Annotated in this window: 2 rRNA genes (1 of these 2 running past the window's edge); both read right to left on the bottom strand. The window is 54.5% G+C overall.

Features of this window, described 5'->3' with window-relative positions:
* Positions 1 to 70: 70 nt before the first annotated feature.
* Positions 71 to 185 (bottom strand): 5S ribosomal RNA (gene rrf / locus BLV01_RS24700).
* Between the two features lie 165 nt (positions 186 to 350).
* Positions 351 to 2,740 (bottom strand): 23S ribosomal RNA (locus BLV01_RS24695); it runs 474 nt beyond the window's last position.

Raw genomic sequence — 2,740 nt, 5'->3', positions numbered from 1 at the left:
CGGGATTATCATTTCGCTGACGCAAAGAAGAAGGCCGGATCCTTTTGGGATCCGGCCTTCAGGGTAAAGCCCCTGGCGATGACCTACTCTTGCATGGCTTAAGCCACACTACCATCGGCGCATGTGCGTTTCACTTCCGAGTTCGGGATGGGATCGGGTGGTTCCACACAGCTATTATCACCAGGGAGAGGGTGGAGGGTCGCAGGTTCCGGAAGGAATAGCGCACACGCTCTCGTTGGTTGCTTTCAACGCGATGGAGCTGCGTTGTCGGCGAATAGATTGGAATGTAGCGAGTCAGTGTTGGGTTGGAGTGTCGACGCGTCGTCGAGTCCAAGGCCACTTGAGGTTATATGGTCAAGCCACACGGATCATTAGTACAGGTTAGCTCAATGCATTGCTGCACTTACACACCCTGCCTATCAACCACCTAGTCTTGATGGTTCCTTTAGGGGAGTCAAGCTCCCGGGAGATCTCATCTTGAGGCGCGCTTCCCGCTTAGATGCTTTCAGCGGTTATCGCTTCCGAACATAGCTACCCGGCAGTGCCACTGGCGTGACAACCGGAACACCAGAGGTTCGTCCACTCCGGTCCTCTCGTACTAGGAGCAGCCCCTCTCAAATCTCCAACGCCCACGACAGATAGGGACCGAACTGTCTCACGACGTTCTGAACCCAGCTCGCGTACCACTTTAAATGGCGAACAGCCATACCCTTGGGACCGACTACAGCCCCAGGATGTGATGAGCCGACATCGAGGTGCCAAACACCGCCGTCGATATGAACTCTTGGGCGGTATCAGCCTGTTATCCCCGGAGTACCTTTTATCCGTTGAGCGATGGCCCTTCCATACAGAACCACCGGATCACTAAGACCTACTTTCGTACCTGCTTGATCCGTCGATCTTGCAGTCAAGCACGCTTATGCCTTTGCACACAGTGCGCGATGTCCGACCGCGCTGAGCGTACCTTCGTGCTCCTCCGTTACACTTTGGGAGGAGACCGCCCCAGTCAAACTACCCACCATACATGGTCCCCGACCCGGATAACGGGCCCAGGTTAGAACGTCAAGCACGACAGGGTGGTATTTCAAGGATGGCTCCACTGCAGCTAGCGCCACAGTTTCATAGCCTCCCACCTATCCTACACAGACGAACTCAACGTTCAATGTAAAGCTATAGTAAAGGTTCACGGGGTCTTTCCGTCTTGCCGCGGGAACGCTGCATCTTCACAGCGATTTCAATTTCACTGAGTCTCGGGTGGAGACAGCGCCGCTGTCGTTACGCCATTCGTGCAGGTCGGAACTTACCCGACAAGGAATTTCGCTACCTTAGGACCGTTATAGTTACGGCCGCCGTTTACTGGGGCTTCGATCAAGAGCTTCGCCTTGCGGCTAACCCCATCAATTAACCTTCCAGCACCGGGCAGGCGTCACACCCTATACGTCCACTTTCGTGTTTGCAGAGTGCTGTGTTTTTGATAAACAGTCGCAGCGGCCTGGTCACTGCGGCCCCCCTCAGCTATTAACCATGGAGGGCGCACCTTCTCCCGAAGTTACGGTGCTATTTTGCCTAGTTCCTTCACCCGAGTTCTCTCAAGCGCCTGAGAATTCTCATCCTGCCCACCTGTGTCGGTTTACGGTACGGTCTGCGTAAGCTGAAGCTTAGGAGCTTTTCCTGGAAGCGTGATATCAGCAGCCTAGCCCTAATGGGCCGGTCCTTAGTCTCAACGTTGCCCCCCCGGATTTGCCTAAGGGGACCGCCTCAACTCTCTCACCAGGACAACCAACGCCTGGCCTGCCTAACCTTCTCCGTCCCTCCATCGCACTTACGCGAGGTGCAGGAATATTAACCTGCTTCCCATCGACTACGCATTTCTGCCTCGCCTTAGGGGCCGACTCACCCTGCGTCGATTAACGTTGCGCAAGGAAACCTTGGGCTTTCGGCGTGCGGGCTTTTCACCCGCATTATCGTTACTCATGTCAGCATTCGCACTTCCGATACCTCCAGCAGACTTCTCAATCCACCTTCATCGGCTTACGGAACGCTCCTCTACCGCGCATACAAAGTATGCACCCCAAGCTTCGGTTCATCGCTTAGCCCCGTTAAATCTTCCGCGCAGACCGACTCGACCAGTGAGCTATTACGCTTTCTTTAAAGGGTGGCTGCTTCTAAGCCAACCTCCTGGCTGTCTGTGCCTTTCCACATCGTTCACCACTTAGCGATGAATTTGGGACCTTAGCTGTGGGTCTGGGTTGTTTCCCTTTTCACGACGGACGTTAGCACCCGCCGTGTGTCTCCCGGATAGTACGTACTGGTATTCGGAGTTTGCCATGGTTTGGTAAGTCGCAATGACCCCCTAGCCATAACAGTGCTCTACCCCCAGTAGTATTCGTCCGAGGCGCTACCTAAATAGCTTTCGAGGAGAACCAGCTATCTCCGGGTTCGATTAGCTTTTCACTCCTAATCACACCTCATCCCCTACCTTTGCAACGGGAGTGGGTTCGGGCCTCCAGTTGATGTTACTCAACCTTCACCCTGGGCATGACTAGATCACCCGGTTTCGGGTCTACTGCCCGCGACTATGCGCCCTTATCAGACTCGGTTTCCCTTCGCCTCCCCTATACGGTTAAGCTTGCCACGAACAGTAAGTCGCTGACCCATTATACAAAAGGTACGCAGTCACCCTTGCGGGCTCCTACTGCTTGTACGCACACGGTTTCAGGATCTATTTCACTCCCTTCAC

The sequence above is a fragment of the Lysobacter sp. yr284 genome (assembly GCF_900107375.1).
In the GTDB taxonomy this organism is placed as follows: Bacteria; Pseudomonadota; Gammaproteobacteria; order Xanthomonadales; family Xanthomonadaceae; genus Lysobacter.
This window is presented reverse-complemented; position numbering and strand designations above follow the sequence as displayed.